The organism is Myxococcus sp. AM010, assembly GCF_013372585.1.
Lineage (GTDB): Bacteria > Myxococcota > Myxococcia > Myxococcales > Myxococcaceae > Myxococcus > Myxococcus vastator.
Map to the genome: position 1 here is coordinate 40,312 of NZ_JABXEO010000040.1, position 25,240 is coordinate 65,551.

At 71.0% G+C, this 25,240-nt stretch carries 25 protein-coding genes; 11 read left to right on the forward strand and 14 right to left on the reverse strand.

Annotated elements, in window-relative coordinates; all coding sequences use genetic code 11:
• Positions 1–36: 36 nt before the first annotated feature.
• From HV826_RS19250 to HV826_RS19260, 3 genes are all read right to left on the reverse strand, one after another.
• On the reverse strand, positions 37–1,680 hold the full coding sequence (locus tag HV826_RS19250) for a long-chain fatty acid--CoA ligase (protein ID WP_176418493.1): 1,644 nt from the start codon (positions 1,678–1,680) through the stop codon (positions 37–39).
• A gap of 92 nt (positions 1,681–1,772) precedes the next feature.
• Complete coding sequence (locus HV826_RS19255; protein ID WP_176418494.1) at positions 1,773–2,810, reverse strand: 6-phosphofructokinase; 1,038 nt, start codon at positions 2,808–2,810, stop codon at positions 1,773–1,775.
• A gap of 78 nt (positions 2,811–2,888) precedes the next feature.
• Positions 2,889–4,316, reverse strand: a complete 1,428-nt coding sequence (locus HV826_RS19260) for an amidase (RefSeq protein WP_176418495.1) — start codon at positions 4,314–4,316, stop codon at positions 2,889–2,891.
• Between the two features lie 67 nt (positions 4,317–4,383).
• Here HV826_RS19260 and HV826_RS19265 point away from each other — a divergent pair, with 67 nt between their 5' ends.
• The 3 genes from HV826_RS19265 to HV826_RS19275 all read left to right on the forward strand — a co-directional run bounded on the left by HV826_RS19265 (position 4,384) and on the right by HV826_RS19275 (position 7,390).
• Positions 4,384–5,115 (forward strand): glucosamine-6-phosphate deaminase, encoded by a 732-nt coding sequence (locus HV826_RS19265; protein ID WP_176418496.1) that lies wholly within the window; start codon positions 4,384–4,386, stop codon positions 5,113–5,115.
• Positions 5,116–5,201: 86 nt separating this feature from the next.
• The gene (locus HV826_RS19270; protein WP_176418497.1) at positions 5,202–6,716 is read left to right on the forward strand and encodes a M91 family zinc metallopeptidase; all 1,515 of its coding nucleotides are present in this window, start codon (positions 5,202–5,204) and stop codon (positions 6,714–6,716) included.
• 119 nt (positions 6,717–6,835) lie between these two features.
• Positions 6,836–7,390, forward strand: a complete 555-nt coding sequence (locus tag HV826_RS19275) for a hypothetical protein (RefSeq protein WP_176418498.1) — start codon at positions 6,836–6,838, stop codon at positions 7,388–7,390.
• Positions 7,391–7,463: 73 nt separating this feature from the next.
• Here HV826_RS19275 and HV826_RS19280 read toward each other — a convergent pair whose 3' ends face one another.
• Both HV826_RS19280 and HV826_RS19285 read right to left on the reverse strand, forming a co-directional pair.
• Positions 7,464–8,150 (reverse strand): lytic transglycosylase domain-containing protein, encoded by a 687-nt coding sequence (locus HV826_RS19280; protein ID WP_217918685.1) that lies wholly within the window; start codon positions 8,148–8,150, stop codon positions 7,464–7,466.
• A gap of 43 nt (positions 8,151–8,193) precedes the next feature.
• On the reverse strand, positions 8,194–8,922 hold the full coding sequence (locus HV826_RS19285; RefSeq protein ID WP_176418500.1) for a TetR/AcrR family transcriptional regulator: 729 nt from the start codon (positions 8,920–8,922) through the stop codon (positions 8,194–8,196).
• Between the two features lie 97 nt (positions 8,923–9,019).
• Between HV826_RS19285 and HV826_RS19290 the strand changes: the two genes are divergently transcribed.
• Entirely contained in the window at positions 9,020–9,580 is a 561-nt protein-coding gene (locus HV826_RS19290; RefSeq protein ID WP_176418501.1) for a hypothetical protein, read from the forward strand.
• 12 nt (positions 9,581–9,592) lie between these two features.
• Here the strand turns inward: HV826_RS19290 and HV826_RS19295 are convergent, their stop codons facing one another.
• The 3 genes from HV826_RS19295 to HV826_RS19305 form a co-directional block, all read right to left on the reverse strand.
• Entirely contained in the window at positions 9,593–10,138 is a 546-nt protein-coding gene (locus HV826_RS19295) for a hypothetical protein (protein ID WP_176418502.1), read from the reverse strand.
• An 18-nt stretch (positions 10,139–10,156) separates the two neighbouring features.
• Complete coding sequence (locus HV826_RS19300) at positions 10,157–10,786, reverse strand: hypothetical protein (RefSeq protein ID WP_176418503.1); 630 nt, start codon at positions 10,784–10,786, stop codon at positions 10,157–10,159.
• A gap of 142 nt (positions 10,787–10,928) precedes the next feature.
• Entirely contained in the window at positions 10,929–12,308 is a 1,380-nt protein-coding gene (locus tag HV826_RS19305; RefSeq protein ID WP_176418504.1) for a M28 family metallopeptidase, read from the reverse strand.
• Positions 12,309–12,541: 233 nt separating this feature from the next.
• Here HV826_RS19305 and HV826_RS19310 point away from each other — a divergent pair, with 233 nt between their 5' ends.
• The 3 genes from HV826_RS19310 to HV826_RS19320 all read left to right on the forward strand — a co-directional run bounded on the left by HV826_RS19310 (position 12,542) and on the right by HV826_RS19320 (position 14,897).
• Positions 12,542–13,237, forward strand: a complete 696-nt coding sequence (locus HV826_RS19310) for a carboxypeptidase-like regulatory domain-containing protein (protein WP_255207665.1) — start codon at positions 12,542–12,544, stop codon at positions 13,235–13,237.
• A 1-nt stretch (position 13,238) separates the two neighbouring features.
• The gene (locus HV826_RS19315) at positions 13,239–13,691 is read left to right on the forward strand and encodes a hypothetical protein (protein WP_176418506.1); all 453 of its coding nucleotides are present in this window, start codon (positions 13,239–13,241) and stop codon (positions 13,689–13,691) included.
• Between the two features lie 114 nt (positions 13,692–13,805).
• The gene (locus HV826_RS19320; protein WP_176418507.1) at positions 13,806–14,897 is read left to right on the forward strand and encodes a hypothetical protein; all 1,092 of its coding nucleotides are present in this window, start codon (positions 13,806–13,808) and stop codon (positions 14,895–14,897) included.
• 10 nt (positions 14,898–14,907) lie between these two features.
• Here the strand turns inward: HV826_RS19320 and HV826_RS19325 are convergent, their stop codons facing one another.
• From HV826_RS19325 to HV826_RS19335, 3 genes are all read right to left on the reverse strand, one after another.
• Positions 14,908–15,366, reverse strand: a complete 459-nt coding sequence (locus HV826_RS19325) for an STAS/SEC14 domain-containing protein (protein WP_176418508.1) — start codon at positions 15,364–15,366, stop codon at positions 14,908–14,910.
• Between the two features lie 154 nt (positions 15,367–15,520).
• The gene (locus HV826_RS19330; RefSeq protein ID WP_176418509.1) at positions 15,521–17,308 is read right to left on the reverse strand and encodes a hypothetical protein; all 1,788 of its coding nucleotides are present in this window, start codon (positions 17,306–17,308) and stop codon (positions 15,521–15,523) included.
• 37 nt (positions 17,309–17,345) lie between these two features.
• Entirely contained in the window at positions 17,346–17,711 is a 366-nt protein-coding gene (locus HV826_RS19335; RefSeq protein ID WP_176418510.1) for a hypothetical protein, read from the reverse strand.
• Between the two features lie 190 nt (positions 17,712–17,901).
• Here HV826_RS19335 and HV826_RS19340 point away from each other — a divergent pair, with 190 nt between their 5' ends.
• Positions 17,902–19,308: an FAD-binding oxidoreductase gene (locus HV826_RS19340; protein WP_176418511.1), complete on the forward strand. Its 1,407-nt coding sequence runs from the start codon at positions 17,902–17,904 to the stop codon at positions 19,306–19,308.
• A gap of 12 nt (positions 19,309–19,320) precedes the next feature.
• Here the strand turns inward: HV826_RS19340 and serA are convergent, their stop codons facing one another.
• The 3 genes from serA to HV826_RS19355 form a co-directional block, all read right to left on the reverse strand.
• Entirely contained in the window at positions 19,321–20,574 is a 1,254-nt protein-coding gene (serA, locus tag HV826_RS19345) for a phosphoglycerate dehydrogenase (RefSeq protein ID WP_176418512.1), read from the reverse strand.
• Between the two features lie 166 nt (positions 20,575–20,740).
• Positions 20,741–22,384, reverse strand: a complete 1,644-nt coding sequence (locus HV826_RS19350) for a serine protease (RefSeq protein WP_176418513.1) — start codon at positions 22,382–22,384, stop codon at positions 20,741–20,743.
• A gap of 115 nt (positions 22,385–22,499) precedes the next feature.
• The gene (locus tag HV826_RS19355; protein WP_176418514.1) at positions 22,500–22,877 is read right to left on the reverse strand and encodes an STAS/SEC14 domain-containing protein; all 378 of its coding nucleotides are present in this window, start codon (positions 22,875–22,877) and stop codon (positions 22,500–22,502) included.
• Between the two features lie 215 nt (positions 22,878–23,092).
• Between HV826_RS19355 and HV826_RS19360 the strand changes: the two genes are divergently transcribed.
• The 3 genes from HV826_RS19360 (at position 23,093) to maiA (ending at position 25,196) form a co-directional block, all read left to right on the forward strand.
• Entirely contained in the window at positions 23,093–23,365 is a 273-nt protein-coding gene (locus tag HV826_RS19360) for a hypothetical protein (RefSeq protein WP_176418515.1), read from the forward strand.
• Positions 23,366–23,559: 194 nt separating this feature from the next.
• Positions 23,560–24,540 (forward strand): fumarylacetoacetate hydrolase family protein, encoded by a 981-nt coding sequence (locus HV826_RS19365; RefSeq protein ID WP_176418516.1) that lies wholly within the window; start codon positions 23,560–23,562, stop codon positions 24,538–24,540.
• A complete protein-coding gene (gene maiA, locus HV826_RS19370) occupies positions 24,537–25,196 on the forward strand; it encodes a maleylacetoacetate isomerase (protein ID WP_176418517.1) in 660 nt (219 codons plus the stop codon). The genes HV826_RS19365 and maiA overlap by 4 nt, the downstream gene beginning before the upstream one ends.
• Positions 25,197–25,240 lie beyond the last annotated feature (44 nt).

Consider the following 25,240-nt stretch of genomic DNA (forward strand, 5'->3'; position numbering starts at 1 on the left):
TTGCTCCGCAGATGCGCGAGGCGGCTTCGGCGCGGCCTACGTCGCCGCGTCCGGCTTCAGGTTCTTGAGCAGGTGGTCGCCGTAGTCCTCACGCAGCTTCGTCTTGAGGAACTTGCCGGTGGACGTGCGTGGCACCTGCGGGACGAAGACATAGTCATCCGGCAGCCACATCTTCGCGAAATGGCCCGCCAGGTGCGCGGTCAGCTCCTCCTTCGTGACGTGCAGTCCTTCCTTCAGTGCCACCGCGGCCAGCGGGCGCTCATCCCACTTCGGGTGCTTCCCGGCGAAGACGGCCGCCTCCAGCACCGCCGGGTGCGCCATCAGCGCGTTCTCCAGCGCGACGGAGGAAATCCACTCCCCTCCCGACTTGATGACGTCCTTGCTCCGGTCGCAGATGCGCACGTAGCCCTGCGCGTCGATGGTCACCACGTCGCCCGTCTTGAACCAGCCGTCCTTCGTGAAGCGGTCCTCGCCCTCGTCGCTGAAGTAGGACGACGCGACCCAGGGCCCACGCACTTCCAGCTCGCCCATCGTCTCCCCATCCCAGGGCAGCAGCGTGCCGTCGTCGCTGGCGACGCGCGTCTCCACGAAGGGCAGCGCGAACCCCTGAGACGCCCGCGCCGAGGACTTCACCTCATGCGTCGCCTGCCGCAGCGGCCCCTTGAGCTTCGCCATCGTTCCGACGGGGCTCATCTCCGTCATGCCCCACACGTGGACCACTTCCAGGCCGTGCCGCTGCTGGAAGCCCTCAATCAGCGACGGAGGCGCCGCCGAGCCACCAATCAGCATGGACCGCATGCTGCTCAGGTCCCACTTGTTCGGCGACTGGTCCAGCAGCGCCAGGATGCCAATCCAGATGGTGGGCACGCCGCCCGCCATGGTGACCTTCTCCGCCGCCATCAAGTCCAGCAGGGAGGCCGGGTCCAGGTGCGGTCCCGGGAACACCAGCTTCGCGCCGGTGAGCACGGCGTCGAAGGCCAGCCCCCACGCGGCGGCGTGGAACATGGGCACCACCGGCATCACCGCGTCCGCCTCGCGCATGCCCGTCACGTCCGTCATGCAACACGCCAGGGCGTGCAGCACGGTGGAGCGGTGGCTGTAGAGCACGCCCTTCGGATTGCCCGTGGTGCCTGACGTGTAGCAGAGCATCGACGCGGAGTTCTCATCGAGCAGCGGGAAGTCGAAGTCCGGGGACTCGGCGGCCAGCAGCGCTTCGTAGTCCAGCGTCCCCTCCGGCGCGGGGCCCGCGTCCGGCACCACGATGACGTGGCGGATGCCAGGCACCGCGTCCTTGAACTTCTCGAACAACGGCAGCAGCGAGCGGTCCACCACCACCACGGAGTCCTCCGCGTGCCGCGCGATGTAGCCCAGGTCGTTGGGGTGCAGGCGCAGGTTGAGCGTGTGCACCACCGCGCCCATGCACGGCACGCCGTAGTACACCTCCAGGTGCCGGTAGTGGTTCCAGCTCAACGTGGCCACCCGGTCCCCCGCCTTCACGCCCAGCCGCGTCAGCGCGTTGGCCAGCCGGCACGTGCGCGCGTGAAAGTCCGCGTACGTGTAGCGGTGCAGCGACTTGTCCGGGTTGCGGCTGACGATTTCCGAGCGCGGGTAGAACGTCCGAGCGCGCTCCAGCAGGTGGCTCAGCGTGAGCGGGAAATCCATCATGCGGCCTGGCAGCATCGGCACCCTTCCTTGTGGACGGCGTGAGGAAGGGCTGATGCTAGCGGAGCGCGGACCCCTGCTTCATCCGCGTCCCGCGATGCCGCGTCGCGTCAGCCGAAGAAGACCTGGGCGACCTCGAAGAACTCCTGTGGGACGCGCTTGAGCTCGCGGGTGGCGTCGGCCAGGTCCACGCTGATGATGTCGTTGCCTCGCAGCGCGGCCATCTTCCCGAACTCGCCGCGGGCCACCATGTCGCAGGCGTGGACGCCGTAGCGGGTGGCGAGCACGCGGTCATGCGGGGTGGGCGCGCCGCCGCGCTGGATGTGGCCCAGCACGGACACGCGCGTCTCGAAGCCGGTGCGCCGCTCGATTTCCTGCGCCAGGATGGTGCCCACGCCGCCCAGCCGCGGCCTGCCTGCCTCGTCCAGCGAGCCGCTGGTGACGAGCTGCTCCTGCTGGTCCGCGGACAGCTTGATGCGCGTGCCCTCCGCCACCACGACGATGGAGAAGGTGCGCCCGCCCGCGTGGCGGCGCTGGATGTGCTCGGCCACCTTCGGCAGGTCGGCGGGAATCTCCGGCACCAGGATGACGTCCGCGCCGCCGGCGATGCCCGCGTAGGTGGCAATCCAGCCCACGTGACGGCCCATCACCTCGCAGACGATGACGCGCTTGTGCGACTCCGCGGTGGAGTGCAGCCGGTCAATGGCCTCGGTGGCGATGGAGACGGCCGTGTCGAAGCCGAAGGTGAAGTCCGTGGCGTTGATGTCGTTGTCGATGGTCTTGGGCACACCGACGATGCGCAGCCCTTCCTGCGACATGCGCGTGGCGGCCGACAGCGTGCCTTCACCGCCAATGGCGATGACGGCGTGGATGCCGTTGCGTTCAATGGCGCGCTTGACGCGCTCCAGCCCGTTTTCGACCTTGAACGGGTTGACGCGCGAGGTGCCGAGGATGGTGCCGCCCCGGTGGAGGATGCCGGACGTGGTTTCACGCGTGAGGCGGAAGTGGCTGTCCTCCAACAACCCCTTCCAACCATCGCGGAGGCCCATCATCTCGAAGCCGTGGGCGTTGGCGCGGCGGACGACGGCGCGGATGACGGCGTTCAGGCCGGGGCAGTCGCCCCCGCCGGTGAGCACGGCGACTTTCATGGAAACGTTCTATCGCGCCCGGCGCCAGACGCGATGTCCAAGTTTGCCCGAGCGCTCACCCGGGGACCTTCCAGCCGTCTATCCGAACACCGGGGGATTCCGCCGGGCCCAGGGGCGGGCCGCCTCCAGCTGGGCCGCGAGCCGGAACAAGGTGGCTTCATCTCCGAAGCGCCCCATGAACTGAACGCCCACGGGCAGGCCGTCCGCGCTCCAGTGGAGTGGCACGCTCATGGCGGGCAGCCCCGCGGTGTTGGCCAGCGGGCAGTAGGACGCGAAGGCGGCCGCGCGGAGCAGCGGCGCCAGGGGCTCACCCGGTGGCGAGGCGAAGCTGCCCAGCGGCGGCGGGAGCTCGTTGAGGGTGGGCATCAGCCAGACGTCCACGTCGTCGAAGTGACGGAGCGCGGCGCGGCTGTGGCGCTGCAGCTCCGCGCTGGCGCGCAGATAGGCGGACAGGCCCTGGTCCAGGCCGTATTGGTAGAGCGCCCAGGTGAAGGGCTCGAAGTGCGCAGCCTCCGGGCTGCGTCCCAGCCGCTCGGCCAGCGCGTCGATGCCGAAGACGACGCCCGCGGTCCACACGGTGATGAAGTGTTGGCCCACCGCGTCATCGCCGGGCACTTCCAGGCTGCCCTCGTCCACGATGTGGCCCAGGTCCTCCAGCAGCCGGGCCGCGGCGTGGATGGCGGCCAGGCACTCCGGGTGGATGGCGGCGCCCATGGCGTTGCGCACGGCCACGCGGATGCGCAGGCGGCCCGGGGGCGTGTTGACCTCCTGGGTATAGGGGCGGGCCTTGGCCGGGGCCTGGTACGGCGTCCCGGCGTCCGCGCCGCAGGTGACGTCGAGCAGCGCCGCGCTGTCTCGCACGGAGCGGGTGAGGGCGTGCTCGGTGACGAGCCAGTGATAGGCGTCCGCGATGTCGCCGCCAAGGGGGTTGCGGCCTCGGGTGGGCTTGAGGCCGAAGAGGCCGCAGGCGGCGGCGGGGATGCGGATGGAGCCGCCGCTGTCCGTCGCGTGGGCGAAGGGCACCATGCCGCTGGCCACCGCCGCCGCCGCGCCGCCGCTGGCCCCGCCCGGAGCGCGCGAGGTGTCCCAGGGGTTGAGGCAGGGCCCGTGCAACTCGCCCTCCGTGGTGGGCAGCAGGCCCATCTCCGGCGTGTTCGTCTTGCCCAGCACGACCAGGCCGCTGCGCCGGTGGCGCTTCACCAGCTCACTGTCCTGGTCCGGAACGTGGCCCTTCCCGAAGCGCGAGCCGTGGGTGAGCGGGTGCCCCTCCTGGGCCGTGAGCAGGTCCTGGAGCAGGAAGGGGACGCCGGTGAAGGGCCCCGGGGGCAGGGTCCCCCGGGCACGCTCGCGCGCCTGGTCGAACTGCGTCTGGACGACCGCGTTGAGTGTCGGGTTGTGGCGCTCGATGCGGGCAATGGCCGCATCCACGAGCTCGAGCGGCGTGGCCTCCCGGCGCCGGACGAGCTCCGCCTGTGCCGTCGCGTCGAGACTGACAAAGGGGTCCATGTCCCCGACTCTGTCATGTTTCACGCGGCCTGGAAGCGCACCCGGCGCATGCCTATGTTTCAGGTCCATGCACATCCGCGTCTTTGATTCCGAGCGGGAGGCCGCCGCCGCGTGTGCCCGGCGAATCGCCCGAGCGGTGGAGGCACGCCCCTCCCTGGTGCTGGGGCTCCCCACGGGGCGCACGCCGCTCAACGTGTACCGGGAGCTGGTGGAATTGTTCACACGCGACGGTCCGGACTGGACCCAGGTCCGCACCTTCAATCTGGATGAGTTTCTGGGTGTGTCAACGGACGACGCGGGCAGCTTCCGCGCCTACATGGAGCGGCACCTCTTCCAGCACGTCAACCTGTCGCCCGCGCACATCCACTTCCTGGACGGCGCCGTGGAGGACGCGGAGGCGGAGTGCGCGCGCTACGAGGCCCGGCTGGCCGAAGCGGGCGGGCTGGACCTGGTGCTGCTGGGGCTCGGTTCGAACGGGCACCTGGCCTTCAACGAGCCGGCGGACGGGCTGCGCGCGCGGTGTCACCGGACGCGGCTGAGCCGCCAGACGCGCGAGGCCAACCTCATGCTCTTCGGGGAGGACCCGTCGCGTGTGCCCATGGAGGCGCTCACGTTGGGCATGGCCAGCATCGCCCAGGCACGGCAGGCGCTGCTGCTGGCCTTCGGCGAGGCCAAGGCGGAGGCGGTGCGTGGCATGGCGGAGGGCCCCGTGTCCTCCCGGTGCCCCGCGTCGTTCCTCCAGCTCCACCCGGACGTCGAGGTGTGGCTGGACCCGGCGGCGGCCCGCGCGCTGTCCTGAAGAAACTTCAGGAAGTGAACGTGCGATAACCTTCGAGAGGCCCATCCCAGGGCCCCGCAGCCCTCCATTCCCCCTGGAGCAGCGTCATGTCCTCGATTGGAAGCGCCGGTTCCCGTCCCTCGTCGTCCTCCCAGAGCCGGACGGTGGAGCCCAAGGTGGCGCAGAAGGCCCCCGCCGAGGCCAGGCCGGCGCCTTCGGGCAACGCCGTGAAGGACGCGGTCGCCGGGCGCTTTCGTGACGGCTTCGACGCCGCGCCGCGCGGGGCGGCCCCCCAGCGCAAGCCGGTGCTGTCGGAGGTGGGCGGCTTCATCGAGAGCGCGGGGCAGCGGCCGGAAGCCCTGGCTTCGAGCACGCTTCCCCCGACGACTCGGGCGGCGGCGCCCACGGTGTCCACCGACGCGGCGGGGCGCACCGTGGTGGACCTCTCCAGCGGCAACGACACGGCCACCGTCTCCCAGACGGCGGACGGCGGGCTCCAGGTGCGCTCGGGCGGCAACACGGTGACGCTCACCGCGGAGCAGGCACGGACGGCCATCATCCGAGGCGGTGACGGCAACGACACCATCACCGTGGATGCCAGCGTCACCCAGGACGTCCGCATCGAAGGCGGCGCGGGCGACGACACGCTGGTGGGCGGCGCGGGCAATGACAGGCTGGACGGCGGCGCGGGCTCCGACATCATCCGGGGCGGCGCGGGCAACGACGCGCTGCGCGGCGCGGACGGCGACGACTACCTGGATGGCGGCGCGGGGGATGACCGGATGTACGGCGGCGCGGGCCGGGACGTGATGTACGGCCTGGACGGCGAGGACCGCATGTCCGGCGGCGCGGGGCGTGACTACCTGGACGGCGGCGCGGGCAATGACTTCGTGTCGGGTGGCGACGGCGATGACCAGGTCCTCGGCGGCCGTGGGGACGACGCGCTGGTGGGCGGCCGTGGCAATGACGCGGTTGCCGGTGGCCTGGGCCAGGACACCGTCCGCGGCGGCGCGGGCGACGACAAGCTCTACGTCCAGGACGACGACGACGTGCGAAACCTGGAGGCCGGTGACACGCGGCAGGTGGTGGACATGTCCGGCGCGGACACGCTGGGCAGCTCCGTGTCGGTGACGGGCAGCGCGGACTTCACGGCGCGCACGCAGTCGGACCTGGACGCGCTGCGCTCGCTGCCGGAGGGGCAGGCGCTGCTGGCCCGGCTGGACGGCAGCGGCCGCTCGACGACCATCCGCGAGACGAACCGCGGCAACACGGCCGGCGCCACGAACTTCAACGATGGCTACATGAGCGCGGATGGGACGCCGGGCCCCGGCACCGACTCCCAGGTGAACTACAACCCCTCCCGCATCTCGATTGGCGGCGAGGAGTGGATGAACCGGCCGCCCGTGGTGGGCCTCTTCCACGAGCTGATTCACGCCTCGGACTTCGTCACGGGCACGCTGCCGCCTGGCTCGACGGATGGCGTCATCAACGTGGAGCAGTCCACGGTGGGCCTGCCGTATGACCATGACGGCGACCCGAGCACGCCCCGCATCGAGGCGGACCGCTCCACGGAGAACGACCTCCGCGACGAGCTGAACCTGCCGACCCGTCCGCGCTACTGAGCCTTTGGCGAAGGTGACGCATGCGCGCACCCGGGTGGATAGGATGGGGCCTGGGCGCCGCGTTGCTGCTCGGCTGTGTCCGAGCGGCCGCGGGCCCCGTGGAGAGCGGGAGGACACGCGTGGCTGAGGCGGACGTGGAGCTGAAGGTGAAGCCGGTGGAGCGCACCGCGGAGGCGCTGGTGCTCTCCTACGAGGTGCACAACCGCGGCGCGCGAGCGCTCTGGCTCGTGGAGGGCCTGTACGACGAGAGCCCCTCCGGCCAGCGCCAGCTCGCGCCAGAGAAGGCCTACGTGGCGCTGGGGGGAGGCGGCGAGGTGGTGGTGTCGCGGATGCTCCTGCCCTTGCCGGAGAACCTGCTCGTGGAGGCGCCGGAGGTGCCCGCCGTGCACCGCGTGGATGCGGGGCAGACGGTGCGCCGGCGCGTGGTGCTGCCGCTGCCGCTGACGGCGTGGTCGCCGTATGACACCGGGCCGTCGGAGACGCTCCCGCTCGACGCGGTGAAGGCGCTGCGCCTGCGCGTGGGCTACGTGCCGGACGCGCCGGAGCTGAAGCGTCACGCGGCGCGCGACTCCCAGGGCACGGCCTACGAGGTGCCGGAGTTCGGCCAGACGCGCACCGCGCAGCGCGTGCTCGAAAGCGCGCCGCTGCCTGTGCCCACGGGGGCGGCGAAGTAGGCCGTTGCCGCCGCCGCGCTCGTGGGGCCAGCGGGAGCTGCGCCTGGACGCGGGCGCCATCCCGCGTCGCGGCTCAGCTCCGCCCGTTCGCCACGGGCGCCGCGGACCGCTTCGGCTCCTTCGCCGCGGAGGCCGGGGCCTTCGTGCGTGCCGGCGCCGTGGGCTTCGGCTTCGCCACGCGCTTCACCTTCCGGGGCGGAGGCGGGCGCGTCAGCTCCCACGCCGCGAGCACCTTGGGCACGTAGAACTCCGTCTCCCCATTGCGCGGCACGCGGCCATTCACCGCGCCTGGGCCCGCGTTGTACGCGGCAACCGCGAGCCGCACGTCACCGAAGCGCCGCAGCTGCTGGGCCAGATAGCGCGCGCTGCCGTCAATCGCCGGCGCCGGGTCGAACGGGTCCTTCACGCCCAGCATGGCGGCGGTGCCGGGCATCAGCTGTCCGGGCCCCATGGCGCCCGCCGGGGAGATGCGGTGCACGCGCGTCTCCGACTCCACCTGCACCAGCGCGCGCAGCAGCCCCGCCGGAAGGCGGTGCTTGCGCTCCGCCGCGTCGATGACGGGCTCCAGCGGCGCGTGGCCCTCCACCAGGCACGAAGGCCGGTGCTCCAGGTACGCGCGCAGCGCGCCCGCCTTGGCCTCCAGGAAGGAGAAGGACAGCGGCGACACGAAGCTGCCACCCAGCCATGCCACCGCGACGTTGAGCAGCACCACCGGGGCCAGCGCGCACGGCAGCCACCACGCCCAACCGGGCACCGTCATCCCCGCACGCCGTGCCGCCCGCTTGCGTCCCACCCCTCCACCCTTAGGGGCGCTTGGGGCCCCCGTCCAGCTTCCGGCGCCCGGGGCGGGGCTCCGGGGGCAGGCGCAGCCCGTCCAGCACCAGCGTGGTGAGGGCGTCCGGAAGCTCCAGCGGGTTGCCGATGTCCTCCTCGCTCAGCACCGCCAGCAGCAGCCGCTCCACGGCGCCCACCACCGCCAGCCCGCTCACCGCCGGACGGATGGGGCGCAAGAGCCCGCTGGTGTGCGCCTTCTGCGTGATGTCCACCGCGTGCCGCGCCACCAGCCGCGCCAGCTCCGCCACCTTCGTCCGCGCCCCCACGGCGGGCCCCCGGGACTCCTGGAGGTAGAGCCGCACCACGCCCGGGTACTGGAGGAGCGCGCTGGCAATCACCGCCGCCACCGCGCGGTACGCGTCGAACATGGCCTCCACGTTGCGCGCCTCCGCCAGGGCGTGGCCGCACGTCTCCAGCCCCGCCAGCAGCTCGCGGCGCACCGGCGCCAGCAGGCCGTCCACCAGCGCCGCCTTGTCGTCGAAGTACCGGTAGAACGTCCCCTTGGCCACCCCGGTCGCCTGGGTGATGTCGTCAATGGTGACGCCCTCCAGGCCCCGCTCCAGGAACAGCTTCAGCGCGGCGGCCTCCAGCGCCTGGGCCCGCTCCCGCCGGTGGGCCTCGCGGCGGCCTCCATGCCGGGCGGGCGGCTTGTCCGTCTCCTGGGCGTCATCCGCCCGCGTGCCATCCCGGCTCGCCATCGCCGTGCGCTCCCGTCCGTTGCGTGATAGAAAAAGAGTGACCAGATAGTCATTATGGGCAGCGAAGCGCCGGCCGCGCGCTTCGCCGGAGGCGAGCATGATCGGCATCCCCCTGGGCTGGGTTTACTCCAATTTCGGTGAATGGGTCCTTCACAGGTCCGTCCTGCACGGCCTGGGGAAGAACCGGAAGAGCTTCTGGAGCTTCCACTGGCACGAGCACCACCAGAAGTCGCGGCGCCACGAGATGGTGGATGACCAGTACATGCGCTCGCTGTGGAGCTGGTCGGCGCAGACCAAGGAGCTGATGGGGCTGGCGGTGCTGGCGCTGGCCCACGCGCCGCTGTTGCCGGTGGCGCCCTTCTTCGTGGGGACGGTGTGGGCCTGCGCGGCGAACTACTACTTCGTCCACCGGCGCGCGCACCTGGATCCGAAGTGGGCGCGCGAGCACCTGCCGTGGCACTACGACCACCACATGGGCAAGGACCAGAACGCGAACTGGTGCGTGACGCACCCCTTCTTCGACCTGGTCCTGGGCACGCGGCGCGAGTTCCTCAACGTGCAGCCGCCCGCGTCCAGACAGCCCGCGCCCGTCGAGCCGCCGGTGCCGGCGCCCGTGGAGGCCCGGAAGCGCGCGGCGGCGGCCTCCGGGCTCCGTTAGCGGCGGGCGGCCTCAGAACACCAGGTCGAAGTAGTTGGCGTGCGCCTTCACGCCCGCGCAGGCGCGCACCGCGGCGGTCCAGTCCTCGGAGGGCAGCGTGCCCCGGGCGTCGAAGATGAACTCGAGTTCGGGCTCCCGGGCCAGGTCCAGGAGGTCCACCGTGCCGGTGCTGGTGAGCTGAATGGTGCGCGTGGGCGCGGTGCTGGTGCGCGTGTACTCACCGATGACGTGGGCGTCGTTGGAGCCCGGCTGGCGCACGGAGACGCTGGCGCGCTCCACGCCGCTCAGGTCCGTGTCGGCCGTCACCTCGAAGAGGCGCAGCCGGAGCTCGGTTTCGATGTCCGTCTCCTCGGGCAGCGGGTCGGCGAAGTCGCCCAGCGGGAAGGTGAAGCTCCGCTCCACGTTGACGGTGAGCGGCAGCGCCGCGGGGAAGGACAGGTCGCGCTCCGTCTTGCAGATCTCCTCGGCCTCGGCCTCGATGAAGAAGAGGGAGTCGCAGCCGGTGGTGAGCAGCGCCAGGCTGGAGAGCAGCAGGATGCGGAAGGAAGTCGTTCGCATGGTTTGGAAGCTCCTGGCTCAGAAGAAGTAGAGGATGAAGCCCAGCTTCACGGAGGGCATGGTGGCGCGCACGGACAGGTTCCTCGCGGTGACGTCCGGGTCATCCGTGGCGTCCTGGAGCAGGGCGCTCGCGTCGTCCACGCCCATGTCCACGTAGCTGAGGCCCAGGTGCAGGAAGAAGTTGAAGCGGCTGGCCGCGCCCACCTCCAGGCCCACGCTGCCGGTGACGTAGTTGTACGTCACGTCGCGGATGGCCTCGCTGGCGCGGCTGGGGCTGGCGCCCAGCCAGTCCACCACCTCGTTGTAGTCCGAGCCGAAGTAGTGCCCCGCCTCCACGTTGAAGGACGGCGCCAGGAAGGTCTGCATCGGCAGGATGCTCAAGCCGCCGCGCAAGCCGAAGCTGAGCGTGTTGGTGGTGGGGCCCGCTTGCAGACGCAGCCACGGCAGCGGCCGCAGCACCGCGGACAGGCCCACGCCGTGCGGCGCGCCCGCGTCCAGCATGAGGCCGAAGCGGTGGGGGGTGTCCGACCCCTCCTGCGCCAGGGCCGGTGTCGCGGCCCCCAGGCCCAGGGCGCACGCGAGCGCCGCGCCGTGCCGTGCCAGGGGGAAGGTCCTTTGTCGTCTCGTCGAGGATGTCGCCATCGTCATGTCGTGTTCCAGCGTGTTCCGGCCCGGTGGCCATCATTCGCGCGACCGGGCGGAAAAAGAAGCGGCGTCAGGGAAAATGACGGCGGGAGACTGCCGCTTCCGCGCTGGTATCCGACATTGGCGGCCCAGGGCCGCCGGCAATTCAGGGCTCTGTCGTCCGATTGGCGGCGAGCCCGATGACGTTGACCATCAGGTCCTTGATGCGGCGCGGCTTCTCGCCGCCGTTGTCGCGGAGGATGAGGTCGATGTCGTCGTCGGCCCGGTGGTACTCGGGGATGAGGTCTCCGCCGCCGTTGGGGTTGGACAGGCCTTCGAACATGAAGAGGACGTCCTCGCCCTTGCGCCCGAAGGACGCGCCGTCCTGCCTGTCCCGGAACACGTTGATGTCCTGGTTGATGCGGTCGAACGGGTCGTCGAGCTCCGCGTTCGCCTGCGCCAGCACTTCCCGGAAGTAGTTGGGCTGGCCCCGGGAGTCGGTGTCCACCACGGACAGGCGCTGGTCATCCCAGCGGCCCACCATGTCCACGTTGATGACGCCGGCAATCTCCTCCATGCCGAGCCCCGGAATCGGGTGGTCCACGAAGTACTGCGAGCCCACCAGGCCCTTCTCCTCGGCGCCCGTCCACAGGAAGAGCACGGAGCGGTCCAGCTCGCCGCGCTTCGCCGCCTCCGCCAGCTCCGGCACCGCCGCCATCAGCACCGCGCTGCCGGAGGCGTTGTCGTCCGCGCCGTTGAGGACGTTGCCGCGCCGGTCCACGCCGTCGTGGTCCAGGTGCGCCATCACCACGATGACCTCGTCCTTGTTCGGCCCCGAGCCCTCCAGCAGCGCCAGGGTGTTCACCGCCTGCCCGGACGCGGAGGCCAGCTGGCGCAGCTCCTCCACGCCGCGCTGCGCTCCCTCGCGCGGCGGCGTCAGGGGCAGGCCGCGCGCGTCCATCGACTTCTCGTACTTCTGGTTGAGCAGCGCGAGCGTCTCCTTGGGCATGTCGTCGTCGAGGTAGAAGCCGCCCTCGAACAGCTCGTGGCCGTAGGTGTTCGGCGTGTGGACGTGCTCGCCTGACTCGCCGCGCACCCCGGGCCGGCCCGCGAACGAGTACACGTCGAAGCGCTGCTCGAAGGCGTTGTCCGGGTTGCTCGTGTTGGGGCCGACGAGGCCGTACTTCTGCACATGCTGCTGCACGTACAGCGACGCGGCGTCCAGCCCGGCCGACGGGCTGTCACGGCCCTGGAGCGCGTCCGAGGACAGGTACTCGATGTGCGTCATCGGGTCCGAGTCCACCGCGACGCTGTCCACCTCCGGCTCCGGCGCGGGCTCCACCGGCGCGGTGGGCGGCGGTGTGGGCACGGTGCACACGAGCGGCCGGGGCGCGCGGGCCGACGACTCGAAGCGGTCCGCGTTCCAGCCGGGAGGCGCGCTGGTGGGTTTCGCCGGGGGCTCGGAGGCCCGGGCGTCCTTCGCCACGGCGGCGCGCGGCGCAAGGGAGGGGAGAGGACGCGGGCTGTCGCTGACTTTCGTGGCCATGGTGGAGGAATCCCGGTGCGCGTGGGGGTGGCGCGTCCTGGAATTATCCGTCTCAGCCGTCCGGGAGTTGTGTGCCTTCTTTTCCCCTGTGATTGCCGGGGCTTGTTGAAGGCCGGACGTCGCTCCGCCCCGCCGGTCAATTCCAGCACCTGGAAGCCGGTGACACGTTGCAAGTCCGGAAAGCACCGGGCTGCGAGTGGCCCGGGTCGACCGGCCCAGGACGGGGGGTCCGGATGATCGACGAAGTCGATCAACGTTTGAAGGCGTGGGTGGGCCGCATTGCTGGCGATGTCCCGGTGTTCCTGGGCGTGCCGGACCGCGAATCGCTCGAGCGAGGCGTCTGTCTGTACCTGCTGGAGCTGGGGCCCGCGCCTTCGCCCCGGAGCGGGGGCGGGGGGCGCGTGCCGCTGCAGATTTCGGTCTGCTACCTCATCACCGCCGGGGCGGAGTCCCCGGAGCGGGCGCACCGGCTGCTGGGTGAGCTCGTCTTCGCGGCCATGGAGGAGGCGGACTTCGAGGTGGAGCTCACGCCGGTGCCCACCACGGTGTGGGCCGGGCTGAGGACCGCGCCGCGTCCTTGTTTCCGCCTGCGTGTCCCGGTGCGGCGGGAGCGCGCGCTGCCCGTCGTCCACCGGGTGCTCTTCCCCGCCACGCCCCTTGCCACGCCGACGCCCGCGGAGGCGCTGCTGGGCTGTGTCGTCGGGCCGGGCGACGTTCCGATTCCGGGCGCGCTCGTCGAGCTGCCCACGCTGAGGCTCACCACGCGCACGGATGCCAAGGGCTGCTTCCGTTTTCCCAGCGTGCCCCCCGTGGCCACGCTGGGCCGGCTGGAAGTGCGCGCCAAGGGTGAGCTGCTCGAATTGGGCCCGGAGGTGCTCGCGGCAGAGCCCCAGCCGCTGCTCATCCGCCTGCCGCTGAAGGAGGAGTGACATGCCGCAACGCCACCTGTCCCCTGTCACCGCCGAGGAGACGCAGGGTGCCACCGCGCCGAATCCTGCTCACGGGGCGCTGGAGACGTCCTGGATTGATGAATGGGGCATGACGCCCGGGGCGTCCGTCTCCGGTGCGCCTGATGCGTGGCGCGTGGGTCCCGTGGCGTCCATCCCCGGAGTCTCCGAGGCGTGGGGGGCGGGGCTGGAGGAGACGGTCTCCGCCGTGCTCGACGCGTGGGACTCAGGGCAGGTGTCCATTGTCCCCGCCGCGCTCGACGCGCGGGGCCCGGGGCCGGAGCCGACTGAGGCGTGGGGCGTGGGGCCAGGGCTGTTCGCGGCCCATGCGCTGAGCCCGGTGGCTCGGGGCCTCCGGGCGGCCACGTCGGAGGCCTGGGAGCGCGGCGAGCCTCCTCCCGTGGCCACCGAAGGAACGCGACGTCGAGGCGGATGATGGAACGGACAGCCTTTCGCGGCAGGCCGGGCGACGGGGGGGACCGCCGGGCTTGAGGCGGGAGCGCTGGCCTGACGCGCTCAATGCCGAACGGTCCTCCAAGAGAGCAGGTCGATGTCTCGCGTCTTCGATGTCTCCGCAATCACGGACACCCTTCGTCTGTCCCCGAAAGGGGCAGGGGAGGCCGTCTTCCACGTCATCAACGCCTCGCGTGCTGCCGTGCGCGCGCGCCTCTCGGTGGTGCCTGACGCGGGCGCCCGGCGCGAGTGGCTCGTCCTCGAAGGCGAGCCCCAGCGCGACTTTCCTCCGACGGGCGCGCAGCGCGTCGTCGTCCGGGTCCGCGTGCCAGCGGGGACACCACCGGGCCACTTCGCCTTCCACCTGCGAGTGGAGGACCGCGACGCTCCCGACGCGCGGTTCGCGCAGGGGCCCGCCGTCACCGTCGAGGTGGTCTCCTCGCCGCCCGCCCGAAGGGCGTTCCCCATGAACTGGGCCGTCGTGGCGGTGGGGACGTTCATCCTGCTCGGGACGATGGCCTCCCTGCTCGCCGCGGACAGGGCGCGGCAGCCCGGCCCTGGGGCGCCCTGCCCGGATGGGCATTGTGGCAAGGGGCTGACGTGCGCGAAGCAGCTCGACGGGGGCGTGTGCCTGACCTCTCAAGGCCAGCCCTGCGAGGCGGGCTCCCAGTGCATCACCGGCTTCTGTGAGCCCGGCGTGGGCTGCACGGTGCCGCTGGGGAAGGACTGCGCCGCGTCGGAGGACTGCCCGGGCGCGCTGACGTGCGCCGACGTGCTGGGCTCATCCGTCTGTCTCCTCAAGCCGGAAGAGGCCTGTGAGAATGACCGCGACTGCGCCAGCTTCTTCTGCACCCCGGAGCGCAAGTGCAACCGCGACGACGGACGCTGTGACAGCAACGCCGAATGTCAGTCGCCCACGCAGTGTGGCGCGACGAAGCTGTGCCAGCTCCCGGATGGACAGCCGTGCATGCGGCACGAGGCCTGCCTCTCCGGTTACTGCTCGGAGACCTGTCAGGTGTCGCCAGAGTCCTTCCAGTGCGAGTCACCGTGCCCCGCGTACACCGCCTGTGTGTCGGGGAGCTGCATCCCCGTGGACGGCGAGCTCCTCAACCAGAACATGCTGCTGACGGCGCCCCGCATCCTCAAGGGCATCCGGGAGCTGCGCATCCAGCAGGGCACCCGGCCGTAGCCGGCGCGTGTCACCGCGGCGCCGGCCGCACCGCCTCGCCAATGTCCACCAGCCGCCGCACCTGCGCTTCGCTCAAGCCCAGGTGCCGCGCGGCGCCCGGGAGGTCCCCCGGGACAAAGGCGCGCATGGCCCGGGGACTGAACCAGTTGAAGAGCGTCACGACGCCGCGGACCAGCGAGGACTCGGTGAACACCGCCGTGGGCGGAATGACGTAGTCCTTGGGCACCTGGTTGAGCGCCTGTTGCCGCTGGGTGGCGCTGGGCCCGGGCCCTTCGGCCAGGACGAGCTGCGCGGTGGCCGTGTCCCAGTGACGGGCGATGAGCTCGCAGTAGCGCGCCCAGTCGTCGGGGGCCGGTGGCTGCGCGTTGTGCGCCACCACCAGCACCGTGCCGACAGTTGCCAGCCCCAACGTCCGGCTCCGCACCACGTCCTGGATGTCGGGCGCGTCGAGCTGGACGGGAGCTGTCATCGACGCGTCTCTCCGTTGGGGGGCGACCATGCCGGAGTGTTCCTCCCCATGGCCTCGAGCGCAACCAGCATTCCTTGAAATAATTGTTAATCCGGCTCCGGAGGTGGCGCTGGAGTGCCAGGGAGGAGCGGCCCTCCGCTGGCGCAGCCGGCGCCTAGTCGAGGATGAGCTCCACCATCAGGTCATCCTCGGGGTCCTCCTGGATGGACGCGTCCGAGTCGTCCACGTCGTCGCCCTTGAGAGAGAATCCAGGGGGCGTCTGTCCGCCGATGCAGGGAATCATGCGGGGCGAGGTCCCCACGCCGTCGCCATCCGCGTCCGGGTACAGCACTGCCCAACGGAAGCGCGCGGCGTCCGTGTCATCGCAGTCGTTGCCGGTGGCCTGGGTGAAGTAGGGCTGGGGCAGTGACGTACCGGTGCACACGGCCCCTACTTCGGGCTGGGTGTGTCCATCCGCGTCCCGGTCCACATGCGCGTAGGCCACCTGGTGCCAGCGCGCCGCGTCTTCCGCCGCGCAGTCCGTCCCCTGGGCCGACCACGGCGCGGGCACCGTGCCATCCGTGCACAGCGCGACGGCGTCCCCGGCGCCTACTCCGTCTCCGTCCGCGTCCGCCCACGCCTGGGTGGTGGTGTGGATGCGCGAGTCCGCGTCATCGCAGTCGTTCCCACGGGGCAGGGTGGCGTAGCCGGCCGGAAGTGTCGCACCTGCGCACAGCGTGCCTGCTTCGGGCTGGGTGAAGCCGTCCCCATCCGCGTCCCGATGCGCGTAGGCCAGGTCCTGCCAGCGCGAGGCCTCCACCGCGTCACAGTCCGTGTCCACCGCGGAGAAGCCCTGGGGCATCGAGCGGCCCGCGCAGACACTCTGCCGGGCGCCCGCGCCAACGCCGTCACCATCCGCGTCCGGGAACACGCTCCAGCTCACCATGCGGCTGGCGTCGCGGTCGTCGCAGTCGTTCCGCGTGGGCCATTCGGCGTGGCCCAGGGGGAGCTGCGTGCCGCTGCACACCACGCCCTGCTCCGGGACGGTGTCGCCGTCGCCATCCGCGTCCCGATGCGCATACGCGCGCCACTGCCACCGCGTGCGGTCCTCCGGCGCGCAGTCCTCCGCGTCCAGTGCGTAGCCGGGTGGGGCCGTGCGGCCCGTGCACTGCGTCCGAGGCTCGCCGCTGCCGAAGCCATCTCCATCCGCGTCCGCGTAGACGGTGCGCTCCGTCCAGCGCGCGGCGTTCGCGTCATCGCAGTCCAGCCCGTTGGCGCTCAGGGAATAGCCCTGGGGCAGCCGGTCGAGGCCGCACAGCCTGCCTTCCTCCGGCACCGTGAAGCCATCCCCGTCCGCGTCCCGGTGGGAGTACGTGAGCCAGTGGGCGCGGAGGAGGTCGTCGGGCGCGCAGTCTCCGTTCACCGCCACATGGCCTGGAGGCGGCCGTCTTCCGGCGCAGTGGGACACGGGCTCGCCGCTGCCCACGCCGTCCCCGTCCGCGTCCGTCCACGCCCAGGCGGCCTCCGAGACGCGCGCGTCATGGTCATCACAGTCCGGCGGGCCGGCCTCCGCGCGGTAGCCCACGAGCGTGTCGCCCACGCACATCGTCAGCGGGCCCTCGCCGGTCGCGCCGTCGCCGTCCAGGTCGGGATAGAGCCCGGTCTGCTCGCGCCAGAGGGACGCAGTGTCGGGAGCGCAGTCACCGCCTTGAGGGCTCAGGCCCGCGGGGAGCCGCTGGCCCACGCAGCTCTGGATGGAGGGGCCCGCGCCCACGCCATCCAGGTCCGCGTCCACATGGCCCGCCAGGAAGCGCCAGCGCGTGCCATCGCCGGGCGCGCAGTCCAGGGCGTCGACGACACCATCACCGTCCGAGTCCTGCTCCGGGCTGTCGCCATCCGCGCAGCCCGCCAACGTCACCATGGCCAGCGTCAACGCCAGCCACGCCCGTCCATTCGTCCCCATGGAAGCCGTCCGTTCCGTCAGCGTGTCCGTGGGGCGTTCAGGGGAGGCGGGTCAGCATGCAGGTGGTTGCCTGGAGGGAGGAAGGCATCTCGACGGTGAGGCGGAAGCGCCCCGGTCGGGTCATCAGGAGCAGCGCCATCCGGTCACACCGAGCACCAAAGCCCTGCTGGGATTCGTAGTTCCCGCCTGACGACCAGAAGCGGATGGTCCGGGGGGTCGCCTCTCCCTCCAGGATTCCCGTCACCTCGAAGCCACCACCGAGGGAGTAGCCCAGGAGCGCATCCACGGTCGTGAAGACGTAGGACGTGCCGTATTCGGCCTCCTCCGCCAGCGCGGAAGGAGCCAGGGCCAGGGCGGCGACAACGGAAGCGGTCCGGACAAGACGCGAGAACGACGGGAACATGGAGGCTTTCCTCTGAAGCGGGCACGGGGATGGCGGAGCTCCGCCCATGGCCCATGCCCTATACGCACCCACCCTGGTTTCTTGGTTGGCGCGCCGCGGGTCGTTCCAACTGGAGCCCTTCCGCCGACGCCCGACACCCGCCCCGTGCTGCACCTTGTCACAGGCGGGCGGCTGCAATACGCCTAGAGGCATGTCCACCGCCGCGCTCCCCGCCGACTTCCTCCAGGCCATCACCGAGGGCTTCCCCGCCGACTTCCTCACCCGGGAGCCAGGGGACCTCCAGGAGTACGGCCGCGACTGGACGCGCGTCTACACGCCCGCCCCCGCCGCCGTGGCGCTCCCTCGGACGACGGACGAGGTCGCCCGGCTGCTCGCCCTGTGCCACCAGCACCACATCGCCGTGGTGCCCTCCGGCGGGCGCACGGGACTTGCCGGTGGCGCGGTGGCGGCCCGGGGCGAGCTCGTCTTGTCGCTCCAGCGCATGACGCGGATGGGGCCGGTGGACCTGCTCGGCAACACGGTGCGCGTGCAGGCGGGCGCGGTGACGGAGGCCGTCCACCACCACTGCGCGGAGCACAGCCTCACCTGGCCCGTGGACTTCGCCTCCAAGGGCTCCAGCACGGTGGGCGGCAACATCGCCACCAACGCGGGCGGGGTGAAGGTCATCCGCTACGGCCTCACGCGCCAGTGGGTGCTGGGGCTCCAGGTCGTCACGGCCCAGGGGGAGGTGCTGGAGCTCAACGGCGCGCTGGAGAAGAACAACACCGGCACGGACCTGCGCCAGCTCTTCATCGGCAGCGAGGGCACCCTGGGTGTCATCACCGAGGCCACCCTCAAGCTCACCCCGCTCCCCGGCCCGCAGGACGTGTTCCTCTTCGCGGTGCCGGACGTGGCCGCGGTGCTGCGCCTGTTCCGCGACGCGCGTCGGCAGAACGCCTTCCGCATCTCCGCCTACGAGTTCTTCACCGACAGGTGCATGGCGCGCCTGGGCCGCCACCGCAAGCTGCGCCCGCCCTTCGAGACGCCCAGCGCGTGCTACGTGCTGCTGGAGGCGGAGGCGAAGGACGCCGCGGCGGTGGAGGGCTGGCTGGGCTCGCTGTTCGAGCGCGAGCTGGTGACGGACGGCGTCCAGGCCCAGGGCGCGGCGCAGGCGGCGGAGCTGTGGGCGCTGCGCGAGGGCATCAGTGAGAGCCTCTCCGCCACCGGCCTGCCGCACAAGAACGACATCTCCCTGCCGGTGGCCGGGCTGGAGGCCTTCTGCGCGGAGCTGGAGGCCCTCTTCAGCGCGCGCTACCCGGGCTGGGAAATCTGCCTCTTCGGCCACATTGGCGACGGCAACCTGCACGTCAACGTGATGAAGCCGGACGCCATGGACAAGGCGGAGTTCCTGGCCCACGCGAAGCAAGCGGACCCCACGATGTTCGCGCTGGTGCGCAAGCACGGCGGGAGCATCTCCGCCGAGCACGGCGTCGGCCTGCTGAAGAAGGACTATCTGGACTACTCACGCGCGCCCGCGGAGCTGGCCCTGCTGCGCACCCTCAAGCGGGCGCTGGACCCGCGAGGCATCCTCAACCCGGGCAAGGTCGTGGATGCCTGAGGGCGCCGGACGTCAGGACAGGATGCGCGTCTTGATGTCCGTCTCCAGCCCGGCGATGGCCTCGCACACCGGGGTGGACACATCCTGGTCCAGGTCCATCAGCAGGTAGCCGATGTTGGCGTCCGTGCTGAGCACCTGGGCGTGGATGTTGGCGTTGAGGTCGGAGACGATGCGGTTGATGTCGCGCAGCACGCCCGGGATGTTGCGGTGCACGTTGAGGATGCGGTGCGTGCCCGGGATGAGCGGCGCCTCGATGTGCGGGAAGTTGACCGCGCCCGTGCTGGCGCCCGACTTGAAGTACTTCAGCAGGCTGGTGGCCACCTCCTTGCCGATGGAGGCCTGGGCCTCCTCCGTGGACCCGCCGATGTGCGGCGTCAGGACGACGTTGGGCAGGCCCTGGAGCGCGGTGACGAAGCCGTCCGAGTTGCTCTCCGGCTCCTCCGGGTAGACGTCCACCGCGGCACCGCCCACGTGCTTGGACTGGAGCGCCCGCGCCAGCGCGTCGATGTCCACCACCGTGCCGCGGCTGGCGTTGATGAGGCAGGCGCCCTTCTTCATCTGGGCAATCTGCTCGGCGCCCATCATCAGGTGCGTGGTGGGCAGCGCGGGGACGTGGAGGGTGACGAAGTCGGAGGCGCCGAGCAGCTCCTCCAGCGTGACGGCCGGCTGCGCGTTGCCCAGCGGCAGCTTGGTCATCACGTCGAAGTAGAGGACGCGCATGCCCAGCGCCTCGGCGATGATGCCCAGCTGCGAGCCGATGTGGCCATAGCCGATGATGCCCAGCGTCTTGCCGCGCACCTCATGGCTGCCCGTGGCCACCTTGCGCCACTGGCCCGTGTGGACCTCCCGGCTGCGGTCGAAGAGCTGCCGCGTCAGGACGATGACCTCCGCAATCACCATCTCCGCCACGCTGCGCGTGTTGCTGAAGGGCGCGTTGAAGACGGGGATGCCGTGTGTGTTGGCGGACGTCAGGTCCACCTGGTTGGTGCCGATGCAGAAGGCGCCAATGGCCAGCAGGTCCTCCGCGTGCGCCAGCGCCGCGAGCGGCACCGTCGTCTTGCTGCGGATGCCCACCAGGTGCACCCCCTTCAGCCGCTCCGCCAGCTCGTCCGGCTTGAGGGCGGACGAGACGCGCTCCACCTGGAAGCCCTCCGCGGCCAGCATCTCCCCCGCGGACGGGTGGATGTTCTCCAGCAGCAGGGCTCGGAAGGGGCCGTCACTGCTGATGGCGCGCGTCGGAGAGGGCGGGAACCGGGGAGTGCTCATGGCGCCTTGCGTTAGACCTGGAGTCCGGGGCTGTCAAGGGTGGGGTGGGGCCTGCCTGCTGTCCGTCCATCACTGCGTGGGGGGCGTTGGCCAGACGCGACAGCGGGGCGGCCACTCCGTGAAGAGTGACGCGCCCCGCGGTGCCCACCTTCTGCGTGGCGTGTGACTACTGGACGGTCCAGCCCACCGTGCCGCTGCAGCTGGTGTTGCCGTAGCAGCCCGCGCGAATCTGGTACGTGCCGCCCGCGCCCGCCGGCACCGTGTAGGTGGCGTGGGACAGCGAGCCGCACCCGGCGCCGTCGTCGTTGAACTTCACCTGCGTGCCGGCGGCGTTGAACAGGCGGATGAACGAGTCACCCGTGCCAGAGGCGCCCGCCACGTTGCAGGTGCCGAAGGAGAGGCGCTGGCCCGCCGTGAGGGTGACGTCCTCGTGGGTGGTGTTCTGCCGCGCGCTGTTGGAGTTGACCGAGCTGTAGCTGAACGTGCCGGAGGTGGCCGGCGGGGTCGCCGCGCCGATGGTCCACGTCACCGTGCCGCCGCAGCTGGTCTCCGCGTAGCAGCCCGCGATGATTTCGTACGTCCCGGCCGCGCCGGCGGTGAACGTCACGTTGGAGCCGCGGCCCGTGGCGCAGCCGTCATCGTTGGAGGCGACCTCGATGCCGCTGGGGCCATTGACGCGCAGCCACGTGTCGCCGGTGAAGCTGGCGCCCGTCAGGCCGCAGGTGCCCACGGTGAGGCTCTGGCCGGCGGTGAGCTCCACCGCGTGGCGGGTGGTGTTCACGGTGGCGTTGCTGGTGTTGCTGGCCGTGAAGTCGAAGGACGTCGCCGGCGGCGGCGTGGTGTTGCACAGCCGGACGCTGGTGTTGGCGGCGCAGAACGCCTCGATGGCCGGGCGGACATAGGTGATGTCCTCGCCAGCGCAGTCCGTACCGTCCTGGCTGCACTCGTTCACGACGCGGCAGCTGCCCTGATAGACGTAGTCCAGTGCGCCGCGCACCAGGATGCCGGCGATGGTGTGGCTCGTCATGTCGTAGACGGCCGAGCCGGAGTTGCCACCGAAGGTGTCGGTGCTGGCGGTGAAGTAGTCCAGGGTGCTGGCGCGGCCGTTGCGGACCGTGCCGCCCGAGTCAATCTTGAGCGGGATGCCGCTGCCCGAACCGATGACGGCCACGTTGGCGCCCGTCGTCATGGCGGCGTTGCCCGGGCGGATGGGCGCGGGCGTGAAGCGCGGCGTCGCCGGACGGTCCAGGCGGATGATGGCGTAGTCCAGCGTGCGGCCGCTGGAGGTGTTCTCCCGCCGCACGACAATCTCCTTGCAGCTGAAGATGTCCTGCGTGGTCATGGTCTGCACCGAGTTCGCGTCAGGCCGGTAGAAGTTGAAGGCCCACTTGAAGTCCCTGCAGTCGGCCGCGTCCGTCACGCAGTGGCCGGCGGTCAGCAGGAGGTCATCGTCAATGAGCGTGCCCGAGCAGTAGCCGGGCGACGGGTCGTCGATGAAGCGCTGGCCCGGGCAGAGGTTGACCCACTCGCCCAGGGTGGGGCTGTCGAAGACGATGTTGTTGGGGTCCGAGTCGTCAATCTCGTACGGGTCGACCATGACGGCGCTGGCCTGCATGGCGTACTGCCGCAGGGTGGCGTCGGGGTGCGCGTACACGTCCATCCGGTCGTCGTTGCCATAGACGACGGGCTGCTCGGTGGCGCCGCTGCCAGCGGGCTCGCCCTCCGAGGCCGGCCCACAGGCCGCGACGGAGAAGGTACACAACAGCGCGCCGAGCAGCTTCCTGCGGGCGTCGGTCCGGGGGATACGCATGAGACAACCACTCCTACGGGAGATGTGAAGCCCAACCCCGTCAGGGGCGGACCGGCGCAATATAGGTGAAAAAAGGCGTTCCTGCTGTCGGCAGGCGCACAGGCCGCCGCGAGCCTCAGTCCGCGTCGGGGTCACGCAGCCACTGGAGGGCCTCCCCCCGCGTCTCGAAGGTGCGCGTGGGGATGCTCAGCATGGCGCGCTTCGTCATCCGCCACGCCTGGAGCCCGGAGGGGGCATCCGTGACGACCCGGGCTGAGCGCTTCATGCCGTGGAGCTGGGCGAAGGCGTTGAGGCTGGCCATGGCCGTCACCACGTCGCTGGGCATCACCCGGAGCTGGGACTGGTCCACCAGGGCGGACCACTCACCGTCCAGGTCATTGATGGCCTTCTTCACATCGGCCAGGTACTCGGCCAGGTCCGCGGTGGTGACTTGCGGGGGATAGACAACCTCGAGGATGCGGTCCTGCGCGTGAACGGTAATCTGGAATGGCATGACGGTGACGGGCTCCGGGCGGGCGCGCCATCCTAGCCGCAGCCGGTGACACGTCTAGGGCAGGGGGGCGGATGGGGCGCCCTGGCGGCGCCTTCCCGGTCCTGTCCGGAAGGGCAGGAAATGTCAGACCCACCTGGTACTGACGTCCCTGCCGCTGCTCCGGTACCGGCGCGCCGAAGGGGCGCGACGGCGGCTGCACCCGGCAAGGGGGTTTCATGAACACGAAGTTGTACGTCCTGGGCGCGGTGCTGGGCGCCGCTCCGGGCCTGCTGCCGGGGGTGACGCCCCCTCCAGCCGCGAAGGACGCGCTGGAGACCCAGGGGACGGTCCCCGACGAAGGCCGCACGAGGGGTGGAGGCCAGGACCAGGCGCCCCGCCATCCGTGCGAGGCCATCACCATCATCCAGGTGCCCTGCGATGCCGAGCAGGAGGCCTGCGAGTACACGTATTGGCACTGCCCCGAGGTCGTGAATCCGCTCCGGGCGTGAGTGACTGACGCAGCAAGGAGCGCACGGGCGGCCGGTTTTCGCCCGTGCGCTTCTTTTCGCGGCGTGTCGGCCGTTCGCTTTTCTCCCGCGGCGCGTGTCCGTCTTGCTTGACACCCCGGAATCCCCGGCGGAAAAGCCCAGACACACGAGGCGGCCCGGCCGTTCTTCCTCAGGGGCCGCCGGGGAGCCCGGCATTGAAGCTCGCGACGCTCAAGGACGGAACCCGTGACGGCCGCCTCATCGTCGTCAAGCGGGACAACTCAGCCTATGCGCTGGCCACCAACGTGGCGCTCACGCTGCAAGCCGCGCTGGACGACTGGGAGACGAAGGAGCCGCAGCTGCGCGCGCTGGACGCCCAACTGGAGGCGGGCACGGTGCAGAGCCGCCCGCTGGACGTCGGCGCCCTGCACGCGCCCCTGCCGCGCGCCTACGAATGGGTGGACGGCAGCGCGTACCTCAACCACGTCATCCTGGTGCGCAAGGCGCGCGGCGCCGAGCCGCCGGAGACGTTGAAGACGGACCCGCTGGTGTACCAGGGCGGCTCCGGGGACTTCCTGGCGCCCACCGCCGACATCCCCCTGGCCGACGAGGCCTGGGGCCTGGACTTCGAAGCCGAGGTCTGCGCCATCCTGGGTGACACGCCCCAGGGCACGAAGGCGGAGAACGCGGCGCCGCACGTCAAGCTGCTGATGCTGGCCAACGACGTGTCCCTGCGCAACCTCATCCCCAACGAGCTGGCCAAGGGCTTCGGCTTCTTCCAGAGCAAGCCGGCCACGGCCTTCAGCCCCTTCGCGGTGACGCCGGACGAGCTGGGCGAGGCCTGGCGCGACGGGCGCATCCACCTGCGGCTGCGCTCGGTGCTCAACGGGCAGCAGGTGGGCGACACGGACGCGGGGCCGGAGATGCACTTCTCCTTCTTCGACCTCATCCAGCACCTGTGCAAGACGCGCAGCTACACGGCGGGCACCATCCTGGGCAGCGGCACGGTGTCCAACGCGGACCGCGAGCGCGGCATCTCCTGCCTCGCCGAGCGCCGGATGATTGAGAAGATTGAGCAGGGCGAGTCAAAGACGCCCTTCATGAAGCCGGGCGACACCATCGACATCGAGATGACGGATGCCGAAGGCCGCAGCGTGTTCGGCCGCATCGCCCAGAAGGTGGTGAAGGTGCCATGACGGGGCTGCGGCTCTACAGCTACTGGCGTTCTTCCGCGTCGTGGCGGGTGCGCATCGGCCTGCACCTGAAGGGGCTGAAGTTCGACTACGTGCCGGTGCACCTGGTGAAGGACGGCGGCGAGCAGCACGGTGCCGCGTACCGGGCGGTCAACCCCATGCGCACGCTGCCCACGCTGGAGTGGACGGAGGCGGATGGCTCGGTGCGCAGGTTGTCCCAGTCGCTGCCGGTGCTGGAGTACCTGGAGGAGCGCTTCCCGGCGCCCGCGCTGCTGCCCGCTGACGCGTTCCTCCGGGCGCAGTCCCGGATGCTGGCGGAGCTGGTGAACTCCGGCATCCAGCCCCTGCAGAACCTGTCCGTGATGCAGCGCCTCAAGCAGGTGCTGAACGCGGACGACAAGGCGTGGTCGGCGTATTGGAACGCGCGGGGGCTGGAGGCGCTGGAGACGGCGGTGCGGTCCACCGCGGGGCGCTTCTGTGTCGGGGACGCGGTGTCGCTCGCGGACGTGTGCCTGGTGCCGCAGCTCTACGGCGCGCGCCGCTTCGGCGTGGACGTGGCGCCGTACCCCACGCTGCTGCGCATCGAAGCCGAGTGCCAGGCGCTGCCCGCCTTCCAGGCCGCACAGCCCGACCGGCAGCCGGACGCGGTCCCCGCCTGAGCGGTGTGTGGCGGCTGCGCCTGTCCGGGCGTGGCCGCCGCTGA